Here is a 23572-nt window from a genome sequence, read left to right on the forward strand (position 1 = left end):
GGTGCCGGCCCCCGATCCGGTGGCCGATGTGATCGTGGTGGGCGGCGGGTCCAGCGGGTGCGTCGTGGCGGCGCGCATGAGCGCGAACCCCGATCGTGCGGTGCTGTTGATCGAGGCGGGACCCGGTTCGAGCGATCCAGGGCCACTCGGGCTGCTGCCGGTCGGACCGCGCAGCGATGTCGCCGCGACCTATCCGGTCGAATTGCGGCCGGGCCGCAGCACGACCATCTCCCGCGGCCGGGTGCTCGGCGGGTCAGGGGCGGTCAACGGCGGCTACTTCATCCGCGGCACCGAATCCGACTTTCGGAGCTGGCCGCAGACGTGGTCGTATTCCCAAGTGCTGCCGTACTTCCGGAAGCTCGAGACGGACCGGGCGGGGGACCCTCGCTGGCACGGTGACGACGGTCCGATGCCGGTGACCAGGATCGGTCGCGAGGACATGCATCCCGTCAGCTCGGCCTTCCTCGATGCCTGTGAGGCTGAGGGGTTCGGGTATGCCGCGGATCTCAACGAGCCGAACGCGGACGGTGCGGGTCCGGTGCCGCTCAACGCGGTCGCGGGGCGTCGGATCAGCACTGCGTCCGCATACCTCGAACCGAATCTCGCCAGACCGAACCTGCGGGTGCGGACCGGCGTCGTCGCCCGCCGCGTGGTGTTCGACCGCGCGCGGGCGGTGGGAGTCGAGGCCGAGATCGCGGGTGAGCGGCGCCTGCTGCGGGCCCGACAGGTGGTGCTGTGTGCGGGTGCGATCGGTACCGCCCATCTGTTGATGCACTCCGGAATAGGACCGGCACAACATCTTTCGGGACTCGGGTTAACGGTGGTCGCGGATCGGCGCGGCGTCGGACGCGACTTCGGCGACCATCCCGAGGTGACGCTCGCCTACCGGCCTCGCCTGCTCGTTCCGAGGAACGAGCACACCGCCGTCCTGGAGGCGGTGTTGGAGGCGGACGACATCGAGATCCGCCCGTACACCGCGCCCTTCGCGGAGATCATTCCCGGCGTGCTCGACGCGGAACCACGGCTCGGGGTGGCGCTGATGCGCCCGGACAGCAGGGGCGAGCTCACCCTGCGGTCGTCCGACCCTACGGACCCGCCGGTCATCCGGTACCGGTACCTGACGTCCGCAGCCGACCGGGCGGCGATGCGGTCCGGCCTCGATCTGGCGCGGGGGTTGCTGACCTCGGCGGCGTTCGGGCGGGTGGCCGCTGCCCCGGGGGCGGGGTCGCCGATCGAGCCATTCGAGAACCTCGGCACGTCCCTGCACCTGTCCGGAACCTGCCGGATGGGGTCGGAGGCCGACCGCGACGCCGTCGTGGACGACCGCTGCCGGGTGATCGGCGTGGACGGGGTCCTGGTCGCCGACACCTCGGTGATGCCCGTGGTGACCTCGCGCGGCCCGCACGCGACCGCGGTGATGATCGCGGAACGGGTGTCCGCGCTGATCGAGGGCGGCACGAGTCCCACCCATGATGCCCAGGGAAGTGGCAGAGTGTGACCGGCGTTACAGTTGTGAGGACGTCACGGAGGAACTCGATTGACCAGAGCAACGCACGGCAACCCCTGGATTGCCGTACGGCCGGGCGATGATGTCGCGCAGCTGGCGCGGCTGATGTCGTCTGCCCACAGGTCGTTCGTCGACGGTGGACCGGGACAGTCCGTCGATCCCGCGGGCGTCGGGCACGATCCGGTCCGGTCGGTGGTGCTCGATTCGTGGTTGCGCAGCCGGAACAAGGGCGTGAACCCCGATGCCGTCGGCGACGGCGTCGACCTCGACGGCATCGAACTGGAGCGGTACCGCTCCGCGCATCCGATGGCGCTGATCCGTCCCGTGGTCCGCAAGCTGTTGGTCGACGATGCCGCCGACACCGGCCTGCTCGTCGCGATCAGCGACGCCGAGGGGCGCCTGCTCTGGGTGGAGGGCGACTCGCAGGCCAAGGACCGGGCGCTCGCGATGAACTTCGTCGAGGGTGCCGATTGGAGCGAGGACCGCGTCGGCACCAATGCCCCCGGCACCGCGCTCGCGCTCGACCACTGCGTACAGATCTTCGAGGCCGAGCACTTCAGCCGCACGGTCCACGATTGGAGCTGCTCCGCGGCTCCCGTGCACGACCCGATGAGCGGCCAGATCCTCGGCGCCATCGACATCACCGGCGGACCGCGGGTTGCGGTGCCCGAGGTGCTCTCGTTGATCCGGGCCACCGTCGCCGCGGCCGAGTCCGAGCTCCGCCTGCACCTGCTGAACTCGCCCCGCCTCCTCGGCAATGCCTCACCGCGTCTCCAGGTACTCGGATCCGAACGGCCGACCCTCGTGCGGGACGGCGACCGGACGAGCCTCTCGCAGCGGCACGCCGAGATCCTGCTGCTGCTGGCCGAACATCCAGAGGGTCTCAGTTCCGACCACCTCGCGGTGCTGCTCGACGAGTCGGAGCTGGACTCGGTGACCATCCGGGCGGAGATGTCGCGCCTGCGCAAGGTGTTCGGTGCCGCGGGTCTCGGTTCCCGTCCGTATCGGTTGTTGACCGAACTCGGCTCGGACGTGCAGGAGGTCCGTCACGCGCTCGATCGAGGTGACGCGGCGGCCGCTCTGCGGGTCTATCGCGGTCCGGTCCTGCCCGGCTCGGTCGCGCCCGGGGTCGAGGAGATCAGGGCGGACCTGCGCGGCCGCATGCGTGCGGCGCTGCTGAGGGCGGGCGACCAGGGCCTGCTCGCCAAGTGGACGAGCACGGTCGATGGCCGCGAGGACACCGGCGCGTGGGCCGCCTATCTGTCCTCGATGGACCGCCGATCGCCGATGTATGACCAGGTCAAGTCTAGGATCGAAACGCTCGACCGGCGGCTGGGAGTCTGAGTTCCATCGGACGCAACGTTGTTGCAACCCTCGCAATCCTAGTGTTCTGAATCACACCCCATGGCGACAGTCGCGTCGCCGGCAGGGGAGAGACAGCACACCACGAGGAGCCTTCGATGACCGTGTACGCCCGTCCGGGTTCACCCGATTCCGTCATGTCCTTCCAGTCCCGCTACGACAACTGGATCGGTGGACAATGGGTGCCGCCCGTCAAGGGCCAGTACTTCGAGAACCCGACCCCGGTCACCGGTCAGCCGTTCTGCGAGATCGCCCGTGGCACCGCCGAGGACATCGAGCTCGCCCTCGACGCCGCGCACGCCGCCGCCCCGGCATGGGGCAAGACCTCCGTGGCCGAGCGCGCGGTCATCCTGAACAAGATCGCGGACCGGATGGAGCAGAATCTCGAGTCGATCGCCCTCGCCGAGTCCTGGGACAACGGCAAGCCGATCCGCGAGACCCTGAACGCCGACATCCCGCTCGCCATCGACCACTTCCGGTACTTCGCGGGTGCCATCCGGGCGCAGGAGGGCTCGCTCTCGGAGATCAACAGCGACACCGTCGCGTACCACTTCCACGAGCCGCTCGGTGTGGTCGGTCAGATCATCCCCTGGAACTTCCCGATCCTGATGGCCGTGTGGAAGTTGGCGCCTGCGCTGGCCGCAGGAAACGCGATCGTGCTCAAGCCCGCGGAGCAGACCCCGGCGTCGATCCTGCACCTGATCGGCATCATCGGCGACCTGCTGCCCGCAGGCGTGCTCAACATCGTCAACGGCTTCGGCACCGAGGCGGGCAAGCCGCTCGCTTCGAGCCCGCGGATCAAGAAGATCGCCTTCACCGGCGAGACCACCACCGGCCGGCTGATCATGCAATACGCGTCGCAGAACCTGATCCCGGTCACCCTGGAGCTCGGCGGCAAGAGCCCGAACATCTTCTTCTCCGACGTGCTCGCTGCCAACGACGACTACCAGGACAAGGCGCTCGAGGGCTTCACCATGTTCGCGCTCAACCAGGGCGAGGTGTGCACCTGCCCGTCCCGCGCGCTCATCCAGGGCGAGATCTTCGACGAGTTCCTCGCGATGGCGGCCGTCCGTACCAAGGCGGTGCGCCAGGGTGATCCGCTCGACACCGAGACCATGATCGGCGCGCAGGCCAGCAACGACCAGCTGGAAAAGATCCTGTCCTACATCGAGATCGGCAAGGCCGAGGGCGCCCAGCTGGTGACCGGTGGCGAGCGCGCCGAGCTCGGTGGCGACCTGTCCGGCGGCTTCTACGTGCAGCCGACGGTGTTCACCGGCAACAACAAGATGCGGATCTTCCAGGAGGAGATCTTCGGGCCGGTGGTGTCGGTGACGTCCTTCAAGGACTACGACGAGGCCATCGAGATCGCCAACGACACCCTGTACGGCCTCGGTGCCGGGGTCTGGTCCCGCGACGGTGGGGTGGCCTACCGCGCCGGCCGCGACATCCAGGCAGGGCGGGTGTGGACGAACACGTACCACCAGTACCCCGCGCACGCGGCGTTCGGCGGCTACAAGCAGTCGGGGATCGGCCGCGAGAACCACCACATGATGCTCGACCACTACCAGCAGACCAAGAACCTGCTCGTCAGCTACGCCCCGAAGGCACAGGGCTTCTTCTGACCCGCAGGCTCGGGGCCTCTCACGGCCCGAGCCCCCGATCTCACGGCGCCCGCCAATGCCCCCCTGCGGCGGGCGCCGTGACCATGACGCGGCGCCCGCTCATCCCCCCGAGGCGGGCGCCGTGTCTCCACTTCTCGCCGAGACGGAGGTCCCCATGGCCGACCCGATGACGGTGCCCGGCCGTATCGTCGCGACCGCGGCGGCGATGGATCTGCTCCGTCGCCTCGGCGTGGTCCACGGACCCCTGATGATGCACCAGTCCGGCGGATGCTGCGACGGCTCGGCCCCGATGTGTTATCCCGCAGGCGAATTCATCGTCGGCGACCGTGACGTCCTGGTCGGGCTGCTCGACCTTCGGCTCGGTGTCGGCGAGGTGCCGAGCTCGGTTCCCGACGGTGACGACGCGGTGCCCGTGTGGATCTCGGGCACACAGTTCGCGGCCTGGCAGCACACCCAGCTGGTGCTGGACGTGGTCCCGGGGCGCGGCTCGGGGTTCAGCCTCGAGACGCCGGAGGGAGTGCGCTTCCTGAGCCGGGCTCGCGCGTTCACCCCCGAGGAGAACGGCGCGCTCGCCGAGGTCGAACCGGTCACCGGGCAGAGCTGGGAAGAGGGCAGGCGGCCCGAGCCGCCCGCCGAACCCCAGGTGGTCGCCGAGGCCGTCGACGCCTGTCCCGTCCCTGGCGGCCCGAGGGCCGATCAGTCGTAACTCCGTGGACATCAATCCATGACGTAGATCTTCAACACTATGCGCAGCCGCGCCGCCCCTGGTGGCGCCGCCGGTGTCGTGTGATCATTCACTAGGAGAAGGAGGTCGCCATGGCGATCACCACCAAGAAGGCCTCGCACGAGGACTTCCACAACGAGGACAGCGAGTACCTCGCGAAGCGGACACTCAAGTCGGGCTCCGCCGGCTGGTTGCTGCTGGCCGGGCTCGGCGTGAGCTACGTGATCTCCGGTGACTACGCCGGGTGGAACAACGGGCTGGCCGAGGGCGGCTTCGGTGGTCTGCTCATCGCGGGCGTCGTCATCGCCGGCATGTACCTGGCGATGGTGCTCGGCATGGCCGAGATGTCCTCCGCGTTGCCCGCCGCGGGCGGTGGCTACACCTTTGCCAGGCGAGCGCTCGGGCCATGGGGCGGATTCGCAACCGGCACAGCGATTCTCATCGAGTATGCGATCGCGCCCGCCGCGATCGCCACCTTCATCGGTGGCTACGTCGAGTCGCTGAACCTGTTCGGGATCACCGACGGCTGGTGGGTCTATCTCGCGGTCTATGCCATCTTCATCGGCATCCACCTCACCGGTGCGGGCGAGGCGCTGAAGGCGATGTTCGTGATCACCGCGATCGCACTGGTCGGGCTGGTGGTGTTCGCGGTGTCCGCCTGGGGCCTGTTCGACGCGAGCAATCTGACCGATATCGCGGCCGACCCAGGCGCGGCGGGCAGTTCCAGCTTCCTGCCCTTCGGCTGGTTCGGAATCTGGGCGGCGGTGCCGTTCGCCATCTGGTTCTTCCTTGCGGTGGAGGGTGTTCCGCTCGCCGCGGAGGAGGCCCGCGAGCCGGAGAAGAACGTGCCGAAGGGCATCATCATCAGCATGCTGCTCCTGATCGTCACCGGGGCGGCCGTGCTCTTCCTCGCCACCGGCGCGCTCGGAGCCGAGGCCCTGTCGACCTCGGGCAACCCGCTGGTGCAAGCGCTCGGCGACGGCGGAGCGGCCAAGGCCGTCAACTACATCGGCCTGGCGGGCCTGGTCGCCAGCTTCTTCTCGATCATGTACGCCTACTCCCGCCAGACCTTCGCGCTCTCGCGCGCAGGGTACCTGCCGACCAGGCTCTCGGTGACCAACTCCCGCAAGGCCCCGACCCTCGCGTTGATCGTCCCCGGCGTCATCGGCTTCATCCTCTCGCTCACCGGCGAGGGCGCGATGCTGCTCAACATGGCGGTGCTGGGTGCGGCGGTCAGCTACGTGCTGATGATGGTCAGCCACATCGTGCTCCGTAAGCGCGAGCCGGGCATGGCGCGTCCGTACCGAACCCCGGGCGGCATCGTCACGACATCCTTCGCGCTGGTGATCGCCATCGCGGCGGTGATCGCCACCTTCCTGGTCGATCCGACGGCGGCGATGTGGACCGTGGTCGCGTTCGGCGCCTTTATGGCCTACTTCGGCTTCTACAGCCGGCACCACCTGGTGGCCAACTCGCCCGATGAGGAGTTCGCGATTCTCGCGAAGGCGGAAGAAGAACTCGAATGACGCTCTACAGCCAGCAGATCGGCGGCACCACCCACACCTTCGACGGGCTCGTCGAGCTGATGGCGAAGGCGACCCCGCTGCGCAGCGGCGACGAGCTGGCCGGATGCGCGGCCGCCTCGGATGCCGAGCGGGCGGCCGCGCAGTGGGCCCTCGCCGATGTCCCACTCGACCGGTTCCTGCACGAGTTGCTGGTGCCGTACGAGACCGACGAGGTCACCAGGCTGATCATCGACTCGCACGATCGCGCTGCGTACCAGGCGATCTCGCACCTGACGGTCGGGGGTCTGCGGGACTGGCTGCTCGAGGTGGCCGCGGGTGACGGCGCGGCCGCCACGCTGCGGGCGGTGGCGCCGGGCCTGACGCCGGAGATGGTGGCGGCGGTCAGCAAGATCATGCGGAACCAGGACCTCATCGCGGTCGCGCGGGCGGCCGTGGTCACCGCCGGGTTCCGGACCACGGTCGGGCTGCCCGGCAGGCTGAGCACCCGGCTACAGCCCAACCATCCGACCGACGACCCGCGCGGCATCGCGGCCGCCACCCTGGACGGGCTGCTGCTCGGCTGCGGGGACGCGGTGATCGGGATCAACCCGGCAACCGACTCTCCGCACGCCACCTCGGACCTGCTCCACCTGCTCGACGAGATCCGGCAGCGGTTCGAGATCCCCACCCAGTCCTGCGTGCTCTCCCACGTGACCACGACGATGGACCTGATCGAGGCGGGCGTGCCGGTGGACCTGGTGTTCCAGTCCATCGCGGGCACCGAGGGCGCGAACGCGAGTTTCGGTGTCACCGTGCCCCTGCTGCGGGAGGCCAACGCCGCGGGCCGCTCGCTCGGGAGGGGCACCGTCGGCAACAACGTCATGTACCTCGAGACCGGCCAGGGCTCGGCCCTGAGTGCCGGTGCCCACCTCGGCACCGGCGGCCGTCCCGTGGACCAGCAGACGCTGGAGACGCGCGCGTACGCGGTGGCCCGCGACCTCGAACCGCTCCTGGTCAACACGGTGGTCGGTTTCATCGGTCCGGAATACCTGTATGACGGCAAGCAGATCATCAGGGCCGGGCTGGAGGACCATTTCTGCGGGAAGCTGCTGGGGCTGCCGATGGGCGTCGACGTCTGCTACACCAACCACGCCGAGGCCGACCAGGACGACATGGACACCCTGCTCACCCTGCTGGGTGCGGCGGGGACGGCGTTCGTCATCGCGGTCCCCGGGGCGGACGACGTGATGCTCGGCTATCAGAGCCTGAGCTTTCACGACGCGCTGTATGTCCGGCAGGTGCTGGGGCTGCGTCCAGCCCCGGAGTTCGAGGCCTGGCTGCACAGGCTCGGCATGACCGACGCGGCGGGCCGGGTGCTCCCGGTGGATGCGGCGGCCTCACCGCTGCGCGCACTGACGGGGGCGCTGTGAACCTCGAGAAGCGTGCGGGCACCGCACGGACCGATACGGATCCACCGGACTTCTGGGACGAGCTGCGGCTCAGCACCCAGTCACGGATCGGGCTGGGCAGGGCCGGGGACTCGCTGCCAACCGACCGGGTGCTCGAGTTCCGTGCCGCGCACGCCGCGGCCCGCGATGCGGTGCACCTACCGTTGGACGCCGACGAGCTGGCCCGGCAGGTCGAGGCGCTCGGTCTCGGCAGCCCCGTGCGGGTGACGAGCCGAGCAGGCAGCCGCGCCGAGTACCTGCGTAGGCCCGATCTCGGACGACTGCCTGCCGATCTGGCGGGCGTGCCGCACAGCGGTGCCGATCTGGGATTCGTTCTCGGGGACGGGCTTTCACCCCGTGCCCTGATGGATCACGGGGCCGGGCTGCTGGGGGCGCTGGCCGAGGAACTCTCGGACAGGTACTCGCTCGCGCCGCCGGTGATCGCGACGGAGGCGCGGGTGGCGCTCGGCGACCACATCGCCGAGGCGATGGGGGTGCGCACCCTGATCGTGTTGATCGGGGAGCGGCCGGGATTGTCGGTGGCGGACAGCCTCGGCATCTACCTGACGCACCTGCCCCGAGCCGGCCGCACCGATGCCGATCGGAACTGCGTCTCCAACATCCACCCGCCGGAGGGACTCGGCTACGCCCAGGCCGCAAAGGTGGTGGCGGGCTTGGTGTCCGGTGCCCGCAAGCTCGGACGCTCCGGTGTGGACCTCAAGGACACCTCGCGGTCCGACGCGTTGTCCTCCGGAGAGGTCCTGACCCTCGACTGACCTGCTCGGGCTCCGGCCGAGAGGTTCTCCCTTCGTCGCCGCTGTGTGTACCGGCGTGGTTCGTGTGCCGGTGTGCTTCCGCGCGCCCGCATCCTTCGAGAAAGAGGATTCCTGGTGAAGTCTTTCCATACCCGCGCAGCCTGGGTGGGTGCCCTGGCCGGTGTGATCGCGCTGACCGCATCCTGTTCGTCCGGCGGTGACGGAGCCGCCGCTGCCGCGCCCGACACCAGCAGCTGCGCCGCCCTCGACGCGGGGCTCGAATGGTTCGGCGAGAACCGGCAGCTGCTGGACCGCATGATCGCGGAGAAGGGCACCTGTGGCGTCGACGGAGACGCCGCCAAGGGCGCCCCGCTCGCGCTGTTCGACTGGGACAACACCGTGGTCAAGAACGACATCGGCAGCGCGACCGCCTACTGGATGATCAGGAACGACAAGATCCTTCAGCCCGAGGGCGCGGATTGGGCGTCGACGAGCCGATTCCTGGCCCCGGATGCGATCGCGGCACTCGGGGCGGCGTGCGGCAACGAGGTGCCGCCCGGTCTCCCACTGCCGACAGCTTCCGATCTCGACTGCGCCGACGAGATCGTCGCCGTGCTCGACGACGAGACCACCTCCGGGAAGCCGGCCTTCGCCGGGTACGACCATCGGCGGACGAAGCCCGCGTACGCCTGGGCGGTTCAGTTGATGGGTGGTCATTCGGTCGACGAGGTGACCGAGTACGCCAGGGCGGCGAGAACGGAGAACCTCGCCGCCCCCGAGGGCGCCGAACAGACCGTGGGGACCACCGAGGTCGACGGGTACGTCAGGTACTACCCCCAGATCGCCGACCTGGTGAAGGTGTTGCGCACCAACGGCTTCGATGTCCGCATCATCTCGGCGTCGGCGGAGCCCGTGGTGCGGGTGTGGTCGGAGGAACTGGGCCTGACGCCCGAACGGGCGATGGGGGTCCGTCCGGTGGTCGAGAACGGTGTCCTCACGAGGCACCTCCAGGGCTGTGGCGGCGTGGCCGACGGCGAGGACTCGGTCATCCCGTACATCGACGGCAAACGGTGCCAGGTCAACGAGGTCGTGTTCGGGGTCAACGGCCCAGCGGCGTTCGATCAGTTGCCCGCGGATCGGCGCCAGGTCTTCGCGGCAGGCGACTCGGTGACCGACGTGACGTTCCTCGGGGACGCGACCGGGGCGCGCCTGGTGATCAACCGCAACAATGCCGAGCTCATGTGCAATGCCTACGACAACAGCGACGACCGGTGGTTGGTCAATCCGATGTTCCTCGATCCGAAGGACCGTGCGGAGGAGCCCTACCCCTGCTCGACCAAGGCCTACACCGCTGCGGACGGCGGCAAGGGAGCGGTCCACCGGGCCGATGGATCGGTGATCGAGGACCAGGCCGACACCGTCTATTGACGTGCGAACGCAGCGAGTGGGGTCGGTTCGGTGACCGACCCCACTCGCTGCGTTCAGGCCGCCGCGGCTGCGCTCTGTGCCGCGAGCTTCTGGAGCCCGGCGGGGTAGAGGCGCTTACCTGCGACAAGGGCGACGATGGCGAGGACGTACACCAGGGGCGACAGCTGCAGGGCCTCGAGCAGGCCCAGGCGATCGGCGAGGATGCCGATGACGAAGGGACCCAATGCCAGGCCGAGGACATTGTTGGCCACGGTGAGGGTGCCGAGTGCGGACGACCGCACCGACGGGTGGGTCAGGCTGGCCACCATGGCGGCGGACGGGCCCGAGGATCCCGCGGCGAAGAAGGCTCCGATTCCCAGCAGGACCAGCTGCGGGGCCCCGGTGTCCAGGCGAAGTCCCACTCCGAGCGCGAGGAACGAGATCAGGCAGAAGGCGACGGCGCTGGACCACTTCATGGCCGGGTTGGTCCTGCTGACCCGGTCGGTGATGATGCCGCACACGATCATGCCGGTACCGATGAGCAACACGAACACCGATGCGATCGCGCCCGCCTTGTCGGGAGCCATGCCGTAGTACCGGTTGAAGAAGCTCGGGGTCCAGGCGAGCAGCACCGCGGCGGTGAACATCTGCAGGCCGCCGCCCAGATACGCGCACCACACCGCGGAATTGGTGAACAGGCTCGACACCGGGACCCGGATGGTGGTTCCCGTCGTTCCGACCGTCGCGACATTCTGGTCGGCGGCGTGCTCCGCCAACCGGCGCTCGGTGACGAGGGCACGGAACAGGGCGACGAGCAGGAGGCCGAGCACCGCCATCGCGGCGAAGGACCAACGCCAGCTCAGATGCACGGCAATGACGCCGCCGAGTGACACGCCGACAACCGAGCCGAAGGAGCCTCCGGCCATGAAGGCGCCGCTCAGAGTGGAATGGACTCGCGGCGCGAAGACTCCGAGCACGACGGCGATCCCGACGCTCCCGTAGGCGGCTTCGCCGACACCGACGAGGAAGCGGGCGGCCAGCATCTGCTCGTAGTTGGATGCGACCGCACACAACAGCGTCGCGATGCTCCACAGCGTGGCCATCAGCACCAGGCTCTTGACCCGGCCCCATCGGTCCGCCAGGAGGGAGAGCGGCAGTGTCAGCAGGCCGACCATCAGCGCGACGATGCTGGTGAGCGACGCGAGCTGCGAGTCCGACAGGTCCCAGTCGGTCTTCAGGAAAGGAAAGACGGCACTGAGTACCTGGCGAGACATATAGTCGGACAACAGCAACGCGAAGGTGAGGGCGAAGACGAGCCAGGGATAGTACGAGCGCCGGCTGCGGCGTGCGGTGGCTGTCACCGAACTCGGCGGATCGGTTGCTGCGATCTCGAGTTCGGGCGTGGTGGATGTCAGTCCCATGGATGCTCCTGGGGGTGCGGCTGGCAGGGGGAAGGTGTGGGGCCGGCGCTCAGTTGGTCGCGCGGCGGGACTCGTACGCGTCGAGTTCCTCCGCGAGGATCGGCACGCCGAGATTGCAGGCGTGGATCCCGAGGACGCTCACCATCTCGAGGACGGTGAGGATCTCCTCCCTGGACACGCCGAGCTCGAGTGCGGCTCGGATGTGCCGACGAACTCCAGGCGCGTACATGTGGGTGGCGGCGGCATCGATGGCGATGCTCAGCAGTTCGACGAACTCGGGTGTGAACACCCCACGCCGCACGGGCGTGGCGTTCATCGCCATGAACTGCTCGGTCCACTCCGGATCCCACTGGGACAAGGTGTCCCACAGTGGATTCCAGCTTCCAGCCTGCTTCATTCGGTCGAGCGTCGGAGTGGGTATCGGCTCAGCGGTCATGGCTGCTCGTTTCACGGAGAACGAATCGGGTGTGATGTGGGCTATTGGCCCGGCCCGATAGTGGCCTGGATCACGTTACGTCGCTCGTGAGTCGAATAATTGCCCGTGCGGGACGGAATTCTTTGCATTTCGGGACATGCTCCCGGGGTGGGGGCACCTGCCGTTGGAAACCGACCTAACCCTCGGTTTGTTTGCGCCAATCGCGGGGGCTCATGCCGAACTGCTGATGGAACCACCGGGAGAAGCTGCTCGGTGTCGAGAAGGCGAGCAGCTCGGAGATCTCGGTGAACGAGTAGCGGCGGCCGGCGACCATGCGTTTCGCGAGTTCGGCCCGGGTCGAGTCGACGACCGAGGTGAAGGTCTGTCCTGACTTCGCGAGGTGCCGATGCACCGTGCGACGGTCGACGCCGAGGCTGCGCGCGACCTGCTCGATCGAGCAGCGTCCGCTCGGCAGCAGGAGTTCGACGAGTTCGCGTACGCGATTGGTGAGCGTGGGTTCCTCGGGCGTGGTGAGCGTGTCGAGGAACTGTTTCGCGTAGGAGCGCAGCAGTGGGTCGGACAGCCTGTTCGGCTCGTCCAGATCGCCTGTGTAGGTGATGATTCCGGTGAACTCGCTGTTGAAGTGCAGCGGCGCGTCGAAGACCTGGCGGTGCGTCGTGTCGTCGGCCGGTCGGTCGTGTTCGAAGCTGACGGACACCGGATGCCACCGCTCGCCCAGTAGGTGCCTCAGCAGCTGGTGGGTCACCGTGACCGCCAGTTCGACGGACTGCCGGACCGGTACGGGTTCGCCGGGATCGATGCTGATGCGGATCGTGGCCAGGCCGTCGCGCTCGGACAGCCGGATGTTCAGCGACTCGTTGTAGGTGTGCTGGTACCGGATCAGCATCCGGAGCGCGCTTCGGGCGTCCGGCTCGTCCCGGATGCTTACGCTCAGTGGGCCGAGGGTGGACAGACGACGGCGCTCGGCCAGCTTCAGGGCGAAGTCCTGGCGACCCGAGGTCGCCGCGGACAACTCGAGGAGACGGGCGACGGAGGCCGCGGGCACCCAGCGGTCTTGCAGGTCCAGCCCGGCCGGGTCGAGCCCAGCGCTCCTGAGCAGCTGCACCGGGTCGAGCGACAGGGCACGGCTCAATTCGATGTAGCCGGTCAGTGAGGCATACCGGGCGAGCGGCTTGGCCATTCGCGTCGCCTTCCATCTCGGGTGTCCCGCTCGGCGCCCCGCAGTGGGGTGTCCCGAACGGGAAACAAATATGTCCCGTCAGGATAAGTGTGAACCCCATCGCGTGGCTACTGTTGTGTCAGCTGAGTCACACCGGATGCGTCGATCGCCTCCGGTTGCGGGCCCCGCGAAGGGCACATCGACCGCTGCGCCACAGCGCAGCGAGATGCCCGACCAGGGGTGGAACCACGATCAAGGAGAAGGCAATGGCAAAGGCGATCCGCTTCTACGAAACCGGCGGCCCGGAGGTTCTGCGGTGGGAATCCGTTGAGGTCGGCGACCCGGGGCCGGGTGAGGTGCGGATCCGCCACGGGGCGGTCGGCCTGAACTTCGCCGACACCTACTTCCGTACGGGGATGTATCCCGCGCCGCTGCCCGCAGGCATGGGTGTGGAGGGTGCGGGCGTGGTGGAGGCGGTCGGTGCCGGTGTCACCGACTTCCAGGAGGGTGACCGCGTCACGTACACGGGTAGCCCGCTCGGTGCGTACAGCACCGAGCGCGTGATGCCCGCCGCACACCTCATCGCACTTCCGGATGGGATCGAGTTCGAGACCGCGGCCGCGATGACCATGCGCGGCCTCACCACCTCGTACCTGCTGCGCCGGATCCACCCGCTGAAGGCAGGCGACACGGTGCTGCTGCACGCGGCCGCGGGTGGCGTCGGGCTGATCTTCTGCCAGTGGGCGAAGTTGCTGGGCGTCAACGTGATCGGCACCGTGTCGACCGACGAGAAGGCGGCGGTCGCGCGTGCTCACGGGTGCGGAGAGGTCATCGTCTACACGCGGGAGAACGTCGCCGAGCGGGTGCGTGAGCTCACCGGCGGGGCAGGCGTGCCGGTGGTCTACGACAGCATCGGGGCGTCCACGTTCCAGACCTCGATCGACTCGCTGGCCCGCCGGGGTCTGCTGGTGGCCTTCGGAACCGCCTCCGGCCCGATCCCGCCGATCGATGCCATGCAGCTCGCGGTCAAGGGGTCGCTGTTCGTGACCCGGCCCGCGCTCGCCGACTACATCGCCGATCCGGCCGAGCGGGCGGAGCTCGCGGGTGAGCTCTTCGGTCATGTCGCAGCCGGCCGCATCTCGATCGAGATCAACCAGCGTTACGGGCTCGAGGATGCCGAGAAGGCTCATCGCGACCTGGAGGCCGGTATCAGCATCGGCTCTTCGGTCTTCTCGGTCTGAACCCGAAACACGAACAGGAGAGCGTCATGACCACAACCATCGACCGCGTGACCGGTCGAACCGACATCGCCGCCGCGGCGATGGATGCGCGACCGCTGACCTGCAGCATCGGCGCGGAGATCCACAACGTCGATCTCGCCGATGTCGCGCGCGACGACCAGCGCTTCGCGGAACTGAAGTCGCTGCTGCTCGAGCACAAGGTGCTGTTCTTCCGTGACCAGAACATGAGCCGGGCAGAGCACGTCGCCCTCGCCGAGCGGTTCGGGTCGCTCGAGGACCACCCCGCACTCGGCAGCGACCCGGATCACCCGGGCCTGGTGCGGATCTACAAGGACCTCGACAGCCCGCCGGAGCGGTTCGAGAACGCCTACCACTGCGACGCGACGTGGCGGGAGAACCCGCCGATGGGCTGCGTGCTGCGGTGCATCGAGGGACCGGAGGTGGGCGGCGACACCATGTGGGTGAACATGGCGCTGGCCTACGACCGGCTGCCCGAGCACGTCAAGGAGCAGATCGAGGGCCTGCGGGCGCGACACAGCATCGAGGCGACCTTCGGAGCGCGGCTGCCGATCGAGCAGCGACTCGAACTGAAGGAACGCTTCCCGGACGCCGAGCATCCGGTGGTGCGTACGCACCCCGAGACGGGCGAGAAGATCCTGTTCGTCAACTCGTTCACCACCCACCTGACGAATTTCCACACCGCCGAGAACGTGCGCTGGGGAATCGATTACGCGCCAGGAGCCGGTGAACTGCTGCGCTACCTGCAGAGCCAGGCCTCCATCCCCGAGTACCAGGTGCGGTGGCGGTGGACGCGCAACAGCGTGGCGATCTGGGACAACCGGTCGACGCAGCACTATGCGGTCCAGGACTACTGGCCCGCGGTCCGAAAGATGGAACGCGCGGGCATCGTCGGCGACCGTCCCTTCTGATCCATACGAATTCTCTTCCACTCCAGGCTTTTCCAGCCAAATCGACAGGAGAAAAGACATGCACTTTCACGACGACGCGCTGTTCCCGGAAAACCAGGACAAGCTGGTCATCACCGTTGCGCCGTACGGCCCGGAGTGGGCGGTGGAGGACTTCCCCGAGGACCTACCCCTGACGATGGACGAGCACGTCCAGCAGGCCGTCGACTGCTTCGAGGCCGGCGCCACCGTGCTGCACATCCACGTCCGCGAGGAGGACGGCAAGGGCTCCAAGCGCCTGTCGAAGTTCAACGAGCTCCTCGGCCGCCTCCGCGAGGCAGTCCCGGAGATGATCCTGCAGGTCGGCGGCTCTATCTCCTTCGCCCCCGAGGGCGACGGTGCGGACGCCAAGTGGCTCTCCGACGACGTGCGCCACATGCTCGCCGAGCTGGACCCGAAGCCGGACCAGGTCACCATCGCGATCAACACCAGCCAGATGAACATCATGGACCTGATGACCCCGGGCGACATCAAGGGCACCTCCCTTGAGAACGCCGAACTGGCGCATACCTACCGCGAGATGACCGTCCCCGCCGGCCCCGAGTGGGTCGAGGAGCACCTGCGCCGCCTGCAGGCCGCAGGCATCCAGCCGCACTTCCAGCTCTCGAGCATCCCCCAGCTCGAGACCGTGGAGCGCCTGATCCGCCGCGGCTTCTACACCGGCCCGCTGAACCTGACCTGGGTCGCGATCGGCGGCGGCTTCGACGGCCCGAACCCGTACAACATGATGCAGTTCATCAACAGGGTCCCGGACGGCGCCTGCCTGACGCTGGAGACGCTGATGCGCAGCGTGCTGCCGGTGAACACGATGGCCATCGCGATGGGCCTGCACCCGCGCTGCGGCAACGAGGACAACTTGTGGGCGCCAAGCGGCGAGGTCAAGATCACCTCCGCCGAGCAGGTCCGCCAGCTGGTGCGTGTCGCCAACGAGCTCGGCCGCGAGGTCGCCACCGCCAAGGAGGCCCGCGACATCTACCGGATCGGCGAGACCTACGCCGATGCCGATGAGACCCTCGCCAAGCTCGGCTACGCGCCGAACCGCAAGCCCGGGCAGGTCGGGTTCACCCAGCACGCCTGATCCGGCCACCCAACCGATCGTCGAGCCGAGGCAGCAGCGCCGGCTCGACGATCGACGGACGGGTCGGGACGCGGCACCTGCTTGTGCCGCGCCCCGACCCGACAGGGATCCGATCCGGATCCCGATCTCATTGTGAAACAGCAGCTTCGGGAGTCCACTTGAACAGCATCGCCGATCCGACCGTGGTGATCGTGCCCGGTCTGCGCGACCACGTCGCCGACCACTGGCAGACCCTGCTCGCAGACAAGCTCGACCGAGTGCGCACGGTGCCGCCGCTCGAACACGACAAGCTCAGCCTGAGCGCGCGTGTCGCGGCGCTCGACGCCGTGCTGGCCGAGATCCCGGGGCCGGTCGTCCTGGTCGCCCACAGCGCGGGCGTCATGATCACCGTGCACTGGGCCCAGCAGCCGACCCGGACGATCCAGGGCGCTCTGCTCGCCACCCCCGCCGACCTGGAACAGCCTCTGCCCGAGGGCTACCCGGTGATCGAGGACCTCGAGCGCAATGGCTGGAACCCCATCCCGCGGCGCCGGCTGCCGTTCCCCAGCATCGTCGCCGCCAGCAGCAACGACCCGCTCGGGAGCCACCGACGGATCGCGGGGATGGCCGAGACGTGGGGCAGCCGCCTGGTCGATCTCGGTGAGGTCGGACATCTCAACCCCGCTTCCGGCTACGGGTATTGGCCGGAAGCCGAGGAACTCCTCCTCGAGCTGACTCGTGCGAAGCAGGTCGCCTCGTGACCCGGGTGTTCGTCTCGGCCGCGGATGCGGTCGCCGACATCCGCAGCGGTGCCTCGTTGGCGGTGGGCGGGTTCGGTCTGTGCGGGATCCCCGACGCGCTGATCGCCGCGATCGCGGAAGGGTCGGCGACCGATCTGGAGGTCGCCTCGAACAACTGCGGAACAGACGGCCACGGGCTCGGTCTGCTGTTGGAGCAGAAGAGAATTCGTCGGGTCATCGCGTCGTACGTCGGTGAGAACAAGGAGTTCGCCCGGCAGTACCTGGCCGGTGAGCTGGAGGTCGAGCTGTCGCCGCAGGGGACACTGGCCGAGCGGCTCCGCGCCGGTGGTGCGGGCATTCCTGCGTTCTTCACCCCGGCCGGGGTCGGTACCCCGGTGTCGGAGGGTGGGCTGCCGTGGCGCTACGACGGCGACGGATCGATCGCCGTGGCGTCCCCGCCGAAGGAGGTCCGCGAGTACGCGGGCAAGCGGTACGTGCTCGAGGAATCGATCACCACCGATTTCGCATTGGTGCACGCGGCGATCGGGGACACCGAGGGCAACCTGGTGTTCAACATGGCGGCACGCAACTTCAACCCGCTCGCCGCGATGGCGGGCCGGGTGTGCATCGCGCAGGTGGAGACCCTGGTGCGGCCCGGTGTGCTGGATCCGGCGCAGGTCCATCTGCCGGGGATCTTCGTCGACCGCATCGTCGCAACGGGCGTGCAGGACAAGCAGATCGAGAAGCGCACGGTGACGGCGCGGAAGGCGGCAGTGGTATGACCGTGTTACCCGGTACGGCCCTTCCATTCGCTCCTCGCTCGTTCCTCGCTGCGATGCTCCGAAAGGACCTTCCCTCATGACCTCGACCTTGACAGTGGTCGGCTGGACCCGCGAGCAGATGGCGGCCAGGGCCGCGGCGGAGCTCTCGGCGGGCGAGTACGTCAACCTCGGCATCGGGCTGCCGACCCTGATCCCGAACCACCTCCCGCCCGGGCTCGAGGTGGTCCTGCACAGCGAGAACGGGATCCTCGGTACCGGGGCATATCCGGACGAGGACGGAGTGGACGCGGATCTGATCAACGCAGGGAAGGAGACCGTCACGGTCAACCCCGGCGCCTCGTTCTTCGACTCCGCGCTGTCGTTCGGGATGATCCGTGGCGGGCACATCGACACCGCCGTGCTCGGCGGGATGCAGGTGTCCGAGACCGGCGACCTGGCGAATTGGATGGTGCCCGGCGCGATGGTCAAGGGCATGGGCGGCGCGATGGACCTCGTCCACGGCGCCCGCCGGGTCCTCGTGCTGATGGAACACACCGACAGGTCGGGGGCATCGAAGATCGTGCGCGAGTGCACCCTTCCGCTCACCGGTCAGGGTGTGGTGCACCGGATCATCACAAACCTCGCCGTCCTCGACGTCACCGAGGCGGGTCTGGTGTTGCGCGAATGCGCACCCGGCGTGACGGAGGAGTCGGTGCGCGCGGCCACCGACGCGCCGCTCGCATAGGCCACCGACCACCTCCACCACGACAACCGAAAGTGAGTTCAGCGTGCTGAACCTGTCCATGCTCCTCGAAGACTCCGCCCGCCGGTACCCCGACCGGGCGGCGCTTGTCCTCGACGGGGAGCGGTTGACCTACGCGCAGCTCGACGCCCGTGCGAACCAGGTGGCAAATCTGTTGACGTCGCGGGGCATCGAGCCGGGAGACCGGGTGGCGCTTTCCTGCCCGAACCTGCCCCAGTTCCCGATCGTCTATTACGGGATCCTCAAGGCCGGTGCGGTCGTCGTCCCGCTCAACGTGATGCTCAAGGGCCGCGAAATCGCCTACCACCTGGCCGATTCGGGCGCGAAGGCGTACTTCTGCTTCGAGGGCACAGCGGACCTGCCGATGGGCGAGTTCGGCCGCGCCGGGTTCGACGCGACGGACGGGTGCAGGCAGATGTACCTGATCACCGCGGAACCAGGCGCGGTGGCACCGGTCGACGGCGTCACCACGCTGACCGCCGCACTCGACGGCGTGTCGACGGAGGCGAAGTCGGTGGTCCGTGAGGCGGGCGACGCCGCGGTGATCCTGTACACCAGCGGCACCACCGGCAAGCCCAAGGGCGCCGAACTCACCCACTCCAACATGGTGATGAACGCTGCGACGGCGAACCGGCTTTTCGACAGCAACCCGGTCCGGCACGACAACTACCTGGTGACCCTCCCGTTGTTCCACTCCTTCGGGCAGACCGTCACCATGAACGCGGGCCTGTCGGTCGGTGCCACCCTGGTGCTGCTGCCCCGATTCGAGGCCGCCGCGGCCCTGCGCCTGATGGTCGACGAGGCCATCACCGTATTCGCAGGGGTCCCGACCATGTACTGGGCCCTGCTCGGCGCGCTCGACGGCACGGTGGACGTCGACCGGATCGCAGGCACCATTCGCCGCGCCATCTCGGGCGGTGCGGCGCTGCCCGTCGAGATCCTGACCCGGTTCGCCGAGCGGTTCGGCGTCCAGATCCTCGAGGGGTACGGGCTGTCCGAGTCCTCCCCGCTGGCCCTCTTCAGCGACCCCGAGCGGGACCCGCGTCCCGGGTCGATCGGCGTTCCGGTCTGGGGCGTCGAGGCGCGGTTGATCGACGACAACTGGAACACCGTGTCGGGCGCCGACGTGGTCGGGGAGATCGCGCTGCGGGGGCACAACATCATGGCGGGCTACCTCGATCGTCCCGAGGCCACCGCCGAGGCGATGCACAACGGATGGTTCCGGACGGGCGACCTCGCCCGCCGCGACGCGGACGGCTTCTACTACATCGTCGACCGTGCCAAGGACCTCATCGTGCGTGGCGGGTTCAACGTCTACCCGCGCGAGATCGAGGAGGTCCTGCTGACCCACGAGGCCGTCTCCCTCGTCGCCGTCATCGGCGTGCCGCACGAGAGCCACGGCGAGGAGATCAAGGCGTTCGTCATCCTCGAGCCGAATGCGCAGATCACCGAGGATGAACTGATCGCCTGGTGCAAGGAACAGATGGCGAGCTACAAGTACCCGCGCTCGATCGAGTTCGCCACCGTCCTGCCCATGACCGCCACCGGCAAGATCCTCAAGCGCGAACTCGCGGCGATGTCCGAACCCGCGCGCTGATCCGGGCACGTCCACCGGCACCGCCCACACGGCGGTGCCGGGCGCTTCCTACGGTGTGAGGCGTGAATGAAACCATCGAGTTCCGCGGGGGAGCGGGGGCCATCGCCGCCGACCGCTGGACATCGGACGACGGGCTGGCCGGCCGCGGTGCGGTCCTGATGCTGCACGGCGGCGGCCAGACCCGTCACTCCTGGAACCGGGCCGCGGCGACCCTGTCGCGCGACGGCTGGACCGTCTACACCCTCGACGCGCGCGGTCACGGCGACAGCGACTGGGCGCCGGACGGCGACTACCGGGTCGACGGCCTGGTCGACGACCTGCGCGGCGTCATCGACCAGCTCGGCGAGATGCCGGTGCTCTTCGGGGCCTCCCTTGGCGGGATGACCGGATTGATCGCCGAGGGTGAGAACCCCGGACTGATGCGTGGCCTGGTCCTTGTCGACATCACGCCCAAGGTGGAACCCGAGGGCGTCAGGCGGATCGCCGACTTCATGCGGGGCAATCCCGACGGATTCGCCAGCCTCGACGAGGTCGCCGACGCGGTGGCCGCCTACCAGCCGCACCGCACCAGGCCGTCGAACATCGAAGGGCTGCGCCGAAACGTCCGGGAACGGTCGAACGGTCGCCTGTACTGGCACTGGGATCCCGCGTTCGCCCGGCCGGGGGGAGTTGGCGACGTCATCACCTCCGACCACCACGGCCGGATGGTCGCGGCGGCGAGGGCCGTCGAGGTGCCCACCCTGCTGGTGCACGGCGGCAAGTCGGACATCGTCAGCACCGACGGGGTCGAGGAGCTGCTCGGGTTGATCCCGCACGCCTCCGCCGTCAACGTCTCCGCTGCGGGGCACATGGTCGCCGGGGACGACAATGCCGTGTTCACCATGGAGGTCGGCGGCTTTCTCGACGGCCTGGCGTAAGTGTTGACGCCGGTGACGGTCATCCAAAAGGATGTAGCTCGCCCCTGACCCTCGGGGCGGTGACGACGCCCGGTTCCGGGCACCAAAAGGAGATACGCAATGGCCTTTGCAGGCAATGTCGATGAGCTGGCTCTGTTGCAGTCGGTGCGACTGAAGGGTTCGGTGTCGGCACCGGTACTGGCCGTGCAGCTCGGGGTCACCGAGTCCTCGGCGCAGGCCGCGCTCGACGCGCTGGTCGCGGCTGGCCGCGCCTCCGATTCCGGCGACGCCGGGGTCTCGCTCACCGACGCGGGGGTGACCGAGCTCGAGGATCAGCTCGACGCCGAGCGCGTCTCCATCGACGAGGACCTGTTCGCGGAGGTCGTCGAGCGCTTCGAGCCGCTCGACGAGGAGTTCGCCGAGCTGACCGAGGATGACATCGATTCGCTCGTCGACCTGGACCGCCGCGCGTCGGACGTGTTCGACGACGTCTCCGCGTACGTGCCCCGCCTGGCCCGCTACCAGGAGCTGCTCGCGGATTCCCTCGACCGGGTGAAGTCGGGCGATTCGTTCTCGGACACCTACGCGGTGGTGTGGTCCGAGCTGCGCCGCGAGATCCTCAGCGCCTCCGCGCAGTAGGCCGACAGTGGCGTGGCTCACGCCACCCCCCTTTCGGGGGTAGTCGTCACGTGAGCCACGTCACTACCTTTCCTCGCAGTCAGTGACGCCCGACCGGGCATCACTCCTGGCTCGAGAAGAGGAACACATGACGACAGTGTCGCCAGTAGAAGGAACGGTGATCGCCGCGCCCCCGCGCACCAGCGTGCGCCGGGTGGCCATCGCGAGTTGCATCGGCACCACCATCGAGTTCTACGACTTCTTCATCTACGGGACGGCAGCGGCGCTGGTGTTCCCGAAGGTGTTCTTCCCGGCATTGGGATCGACAGCAGGAACAGTCGCCTCGTTCGCGACCTTTGCCGTCGCGTTCATCGCCCGGCCCGTCGGCGCGATGCTGTTCGGCCACTACGGCGACCGGATCGGCCGCAAGAAGACCCTGATCTCGACGCTGCTCCTGATGGGCATCTCGACCCTGCTCATCGGTCTGCTGCCGAGCGCCTCCACGATCGGGGTCGCGGCCCCGCTGATCCTCGTGCTGCTCCGTTTCGGGCAGGGCTTCGCGGTCGGCGGCGAGTGGGCAGGCGCGACGCTGTTGACCGCCGAGTACGCACCGCCGGGCAAGCGCGGCCTGTACGCGATGTTCCCGCAGCTCGGCCCCGCCATCGCCTTCATCCTCTCCAGCAGCACCTTCCTCATCACCGGGGCCGTGCTCGGCGACTCGAACGAGGCCTTCCTCACCTGGGGTTGGCGTGTGCCGTTCCTGTTCTCCATCGTCCTGGTCGGCATCGGCCTGTACATGCGCCTCGCCATCGAGGAGACCCCGGTTTTCCGCGCCAACCAGGCGCAGCGGGCACTCGACGGGCCGGACGCGGCGCCCAGGACCCTGCCGTTCCTCGACGCCTGGCGCTACCAGCGCAAGGAGATCCTGCTCTCCGCAGGGGCCCTGGCCACGCTGTTCGCCTTCTTCTACCTCGGCACGGCCTTCCTCACCAGCTACGGAACCAAGACGCTCGGCTTCAGCCGTCCGTTCGTGCTGATGGTCGGCATCGCCTCCGCCGTCGTCTTCGGTATCGCGATCATCGTCTCCGCGCTCTACTCGGACCGGATCGGTCGCCGCAAGGTGATCATGGCGTCCTGCGTCGCCGCGCTGGTCTGGGCGCTTGCCCTGTTCCCCATCCTCGACACCGGATCGCCCGTCGCGTTCGTGATCGGCATGTTCGGCACGCTCGCCATCTTCGGGATCGCCTACGGCCCCTGCGGTGCGCTGCTGCCCGAGATGTTCCAGACGCGGTACCGCTACACCGGCGCGGGCCTGGGCTACAACCTGGCGGGCGTGCTCGGTGGCGCCATCCCGCCGCTGATCGCCGCGCCGCTCGCCTCCACCTACGGCAGCTTCGCGATCGGTCTGATGCTCGCCGGACTGTCGGTGCTGAGCTTCTTCTGCACCAAGGCGCTGGTCGAGACCAAGGACCACGCGCTCTAGCCACCCGCGGGCGGGGTGTCCGGACCTTGGACAGTTACGGTCACCCCGCACCGCCGACTATGTCGTAAGTCACATCCGCACGAGTAGGTTCGACCACGGGAGGGC

The 23572-nt window shown here is 68.4% G+C and carries 21 protein-coding genes; 18 read left to right on the forward strand and 3 right to left on the reverse strand.

What is annotated here, in order from left to right; genetic code table 11:
• The first annotated feature begins 1 nt into the window (after nucleotide 1).
• The 8 genes from mftG (at nucleotide 2) to C8K38_RS08020 (ending at nucleotide 10351) form a co-directional block, all read left to right on the forward strand.
• The gene (gene mftG / locus C8K38_RS07985; RefSeq protein WP_097211011.1) at nucleotides 2-1498 is read left to right on the forward strand and encodes a mycofactocin dehydrogenase MftG; all 1497 of its coding nucleotides are present in this window, start codon (nucleotides 2-4) and stop codon (nucleotides 1496-1498) included.
• Between the two features lie 114 nt (nucleotides 1499-1612).
• A complete protein-coding gene (locus tag C8K38_RS07990) occupies nucleotides 1613-2851 on the forward strand; it encodes a transcriptional regulator (protein WP_257017313.1) in 1239 nt (412 codons plus the stop codon).
• A gap of 116 nt (nucleotides 2852-2967) precedes the next feature.
• The gene (adh, locus tag C8K38_RS07995; protein ID WP_027500587.1) at nucleotides 2968-4491 is read left to right on the forward strand and encodes an aldehyde dehydrogenase; all 1524 of its coding nucleotides are present in this window, start codon (nucleotides 2968-2970) and stop codon (nucleotides 4489-4491) included.
• A 154-nt stretch (nucleotides 4492-4645) separates the two neighbouring features.
• Nucleotides 4646-5197: a DUF779 domain-containing protein gene (locus C8K38_RS08000; RefSeq protein ID WP_245221160.1), complete on the forward strand. Its 552-nt coding sequence runs from the start codon at nucleotides 4646-4648 to the stop codon at nucleotides 5195-5197.
• Nucleotides 5198-5307: 110 nt separating this feature from the next.
• On the forward strand, nucleotides 5308-6741 hold the full coding sequence (gene eat, locus C8K38_RS08005) for an ethanolamine permease (protein ID WP_097211013.1): 1434 nt from the start codon (nucleotides 5308-5310) through the stop codon (nucleotides 6739-6741).
• Complete coding sequence (locus C8K38_RS08010; protein ID WP_097211014.1) at nucleotides 6738-8150, forward strand: ethanolamine ammonia-lyase subunit EutB; 1413 nt, start codon at nucleotides 6738-6740, stop codon at nucleotides 8148-8150. The genes eat and C8K38_RS08010 overlap by 4 nt, the downstream gene beginning before the upstream one ends.
• Complete coding sequence (eutC, locus tag C8K38_RS08015; protein ID WP_097211015.1) at nucleotides 8147-8944, forward strand: ethanolamine ammonia-lyase subunit EutC; 798 nt, start codon at nucleotides 8147-8149, stop codon at nucleotides 8942-8944. The genes C8K38_RS08010 and eutC overlap by 4 nt, the downstream gene beginning before the upstream one ends.
• 111 nt (nucleotides 8945-9055) lie before the next feature.
• Complete coding sequence (locus tag C8K38_RS08020) at nucleotides 9056-10351, forward strand: haloacid dehalogenase-like hydrolase (RefSeq protein ID WP_373560238.1); 1296 nt, start codon at nucleotides 9056-9058, stop codon at nucleotides 10349-10351.
• Between the two features lie 53 nt (nucleotides 10352-10404).
• Here the strand turns inward: C8K38_RS08020 and C8K38_RS08025 are convergent, their stop codons facing one another.
• From C8K38_RS08025 to C8K38_RS08035, 3 genes are all read right to left on the reverse strand, one after another.
• Nucleotides 10405-11751 (reverse strand): MFS transporter, encoded by a 1347-nt coding sequence (locus tag C8K38_RS08025; protein WP_097211016.1) that lies wholly within the window; start codon nucleotides 11749-11751, stop codon nucleotides 10405-10407.
• Between the two features lie 49 nt (nucleotides 11752-11800).
• Entirely contained in the window at nucleotides 11801-12187 is a 387-nt protein-coding gene (locus C8K38_RS08030) for a carboxymuconolactone decarboxylase family protein (protein WP_097211017.1), read from the reverse strand.
• A gap of 175 nt (nucleotides 12188-12362) precedes the next feature.
• Nucleotides 12363-13367 carry an AraC family transcriptional regulator gene (locus C8K38_RS08035; protein ID WP_097211018.1) on the reverse strand — a complete coding sequence of 335 codons (1005 nt, stop codon included), beginning with the start codon at nucleotides 13365-13367 and terminating at the stop codon, nucleotides 12363-12365.
• Between the two features lie 245 nt (nucleotides 13368-13612).
• On the opposite strand from C8K38_RS08035, the gene C8K38_RS08040 reads away from it, so the two are divergent.
• The 10 genes from C8K38_RS08040 to C8K38_RS08085 all read left to right on the forward strand — a co-directional run bounded on the left by C8K38_RS08040 (nucleotide 13613) and on the right by C8K38_RS08085 (nucleotide 23467).
• Nucleotides 13613-14587, forward strand: a complete 975-nt coding sequence (locus C8K38_RS08040; protein WP_097211019.1) for a quinone oxidoreductase family protein — start codon at nucleotides 13613-13615, stop codon at nucleotides 14585-14587.
• 80 nt (nucleotides 14588-14667) lie between these two features.
• Nucleotides 14668-15516 carry a TauD/TfdA dioxygenase family protein gene (locus tag C8K38_RS08045; protein WP_097211099.1) on the forward strand — a complete coding sequence of 283 codons (849 nt, stop codon included), beginning with the start codon at nucleotides 14668-14670 and terminating at the stop codon, nucleotides 15514-15516.
• A 58-nt stretch (nucleotides 15517-15574) separates the two neighbouring features.
• The gene (locus C8K38_RS08050; protein ID WP_097211020.1) at nucleotides 15575-16630 is read left to right on the forward strand and encodes a 3-keto-5-aminohexanoate cleavage protein; all 1056 of its coding nucleotides are present in this window, start codon (nucleotides 15575-15577) and stop codon (nucleotides 16628-16630) included.
• A gap of 158 nt (nucleotides 16631-16788) precedes the next feature.
• On the forward strand, nucleotides 16789-17370 hold the full coding sequence (locus tag C8K38_RS08055; protein WP_097211021.1) for an RBBP9/YdeN family alpha/beta hydrolase: 582 nt from the start codon (nucleotides 16789-16791) through the stop codon (nucleotides 17368-17370).
• On the forward strand, nucleotides 17367-18131 hold the full coding sequence (locus C8K38_RS08060) for a CoA transferase subunit A (protein ID WP_097211022.1): 765 nt from the start codon (nucleotides 17367-17369) through the stop codon (nucleotides 18129-18131). The genes C8K38_RS08055 and C8K38_RS08060 overlap by 4 nt, the downstream gene beginning before the upstream one ends.
• A gap of 76 nt (nucleotides 18132-18207) precedes the next feature.
• Nucleotides 18208-18855, forward strand: coding sequence for a 3-oxoacid CoA-transferase subunit B (locus C8K38_RS08065; RefSeq protein ID WP_097211023.1), 648 nt, complete (start codon nucleotides 18208-18210; stop codon nucleotides 18853-18855).
• 43 nt (nucleotides 18856-18898) lie between these two features.
• Nucleotides 18899-20470: a long-chain-fatty-acid--CoA ligase gene (locus tag C8K38_RS08070; protein WP_097211024.1), complete on the forward strand. Its 1572-nt coding sequence runs from the start codon at nucleotides 18899-18901 to the stop codon at nucleotides 20468-20470.
• Nucleotides 20471-20532: 62 nt separating this feature from the next.
• Nucleotides 20533-21387: an alpha/beta fold hydrolase gene (locus C8K38_RS08075; RefSeq protein WP_257017277.1), complete on the forward strand. Its 855-nt coding sequence runs from the start codon at nucleotides 20533-20535 to the stop codon at nucleotides 21385-21387.
• Nucleotides 21388-21486: 99 nt separating this feature from the next.
• Entirely contained in the window at nucleotides 21487-22005 is a 519-nt protein-coding gene (locus tag C8K38_RS08080) for a hypothetical protein (protein WP_097211025.1), read from the forward strand.
• A gap of 127 nt (nucleotides 22006-22132) precedes the next feature.
• A complete protein-coding gene (locus tag C8K38_RS08085; protein ID WP_097211026.1) occupies nucleotides 22133-23467 on the forward strand; it encodes an MFS transporter in 1335 nt (444 codons plus the stop codon).
• The last annotated feature ends 105 nt before the right edge of the window (nucleotides 23468-23572 follow it).

This window comes from Rhodococcus sp. OK611, assembly GCF_003050885.1.
Taxonomy (GTDB): domain Bacteria; phylum Actinomycetota; class Actinomycetes; order Mycobacteriales; family Mycobacteriaceae; genus Rhodococcus_G; species Rhodococcus_G oryzae.

Bases quoted from the DNA above. Each gene is read 5' to 3' on its own strand.
- C8K38_RS07990 (WP_257017313.1), top strand. From the start codon at position 1,613: ATGTCGTCTGCCCACAGGTCGTTCGTCGACGGTGGACCGGGACAGTCC.
- adh (WP_027500587.1), top strand. From the start codon at position 2,968: ATGACCGTGTACGCCCGTCCGGGTTCACCCGATTCCGTCATGTCCTTC.
- C8K38_RS08000 (WP_245221160.1), top strand. From the start codon at position 4,646: ATGGCCGACCCGATGACGGTGCCCGGCCGTATCGTCGCGACCGCGGCG.
- eat (WP_097211013.1), top strand. From the start codon at position 5,308: ATGGCGATCACCACCAAGAAGGCCTCGCACGAGGACTTCCACAACGAG.
- C8K38_RS08010 (WP_097211014.1), top strand. From the start codon at position 6,738: ATGACGCTCTACAGCCAGCAGATCGGCGGCACCACCCACACCTTCGAC.
- C8K38_RS08025 (WP_097211016.1), bottom strand. From the start codon at position 11,751: ATGGGACTGACATCCACCACGCCCGAACTCGAGATCGCAGCAACCGAT.
- C8K38_RS08030 (WP_097211017.1), bottom strand. From the start codon at position 12,187: ATGACCGCTGAGCCGATACCCACTCCGACGCTCGACCGAATGAAGCAG.
- C8K38_RS08035 (WP_097211018.1), bottom strand. From the start codon at position 13,367: ATGGCCAAGCCGCTCGCCCGGTATGCCTCACTGACCGGCTACATCGAA.
- C8K38_RS08040 (WP_097211019.1), top strand. From the start codon at position 13,613: ATGGCAAAGGCGATCCGCTTCTACGAAACCGGCGGCCCGGAGGTTCTG.
- C8K38_RS08045 (WP_097211099.1), top strand. From the start codon at position 14,668: ATGGATGCGCGACCGCTGACCTGCAGCATCGGCGCGGAGATCCACAAC.
- C8K38_RS08050 (WP_097211020.1), top strand. From the start codon at position 15,575: ATGCACTTTCACGACGACGCGCTGTTCCCGGAAAACCAGGACAAGCTG.
- C8K38_RS08065 (WP_097211023.1), top strand. From the start codon at position 18,208: ATGACCTCGACCTTGACAGTGGTCGGCTGGACCCGCGAGCAGATGGCG.
- C8K38_RS08080 (WP_097211025.1), top strand. From the start codon at position 21,487: ATGGCCTTTGCAGGCAATGTCGATGAGCTGGCTCTGTTGCAGTCGGTG.
- C8K38_RS08085 (WP_097211026.1), top strand. From the start codon at position 22,133: ATGACGACAGTGTCGCCAGTAGAAGGAACGGTGATCGCCGCGCCCCCG.